Raw genomic sequence first — 840 nt, forward strand, 5'->3', positions numbered from 1 at the left:
GCGCGAGGCGCGCAGCGAGGCCGAGAAGGTGCTGTCCGAGGCCAAGGAGGCGGCGTCGGCGCGGCTTTCGGCCGCCGAGTCGGACAACGAGCAGCGCACCCGTACGGCGAAGGCGGAGATCGCCCGGCTGGTCGGCGAGGCCACCAAGGAGGCCGAGGCGCTGCGGGCCGAGGCCGAGCAGCTTCGGGACGACGCCCGCGCCACGGCGGAGCGGTTGGTCGCCGAGGCGCAGGAGAAGGCGCGCGCCGAGGCGGCCGAGGACGCGGCGGCCCAGTTGGCCAAGGCGGCCCGCACCGCCGAGGAGATGCTGAGCAAGGCCGCCGAGGACGCCAAGGCCGCCACCAAGGCCGCCGCCGCCGAGGCCGAGCGGATCAGGACCGAGGCCGAGCGCGAGGCCGACCAACTGCGCGAGGCCGCGCACGACACGGCCGAGCAGCTCAAGGGCGCGGCCAAGGACGACACCAAGGAGTACCGCGCCAAGACCGTCGAACTCCAGGAGGAGGCCAGGCGGCTGCGCGGCGAGGCCGAGCAGTTGCGGGCCGACGCGGTCGCCGAGGGCGAGAAGATCCGCGGCGAGGCCCGCCGGGACGCGCTCCAGCAGATCGAGGAGGCGGCCAAGACCGCCGAGGAACTGCTCACCAAGGCCAAGGCGGACGCCGCCGAGAGCCGGGCCAGCGCGAGCGCCGAGGGCGAGCGGGTGCGCACCGAGGCCATCGACCGGGCCACGGCGCTGCGCAAGCAGTCCGAGGAGGCTCTGGAGCGCGCCCGTGGCGAGGCCGAGGACCTGGTGGCCGCCGCCGAGGAGGGCGCCGGCAAGATCAGGTCGGAGGCGGCCTAGGC

General features: G+C 76.0%; 1 pseudogene. It reads left to right on the forward strand.

Annotated elements, in window-relative coordinates:
• Positions 1–832: pseudogene (locus KUM32_RS38770) on the forward strand (hypothetical protein); the annotation flags it as partial.
• Between the last annotated feature and the right edge of the window lie 8 nt (positions 833–840).

This window comes from Streptomyces sp. AC627_RSS907 (assembly GCF_019049165.1).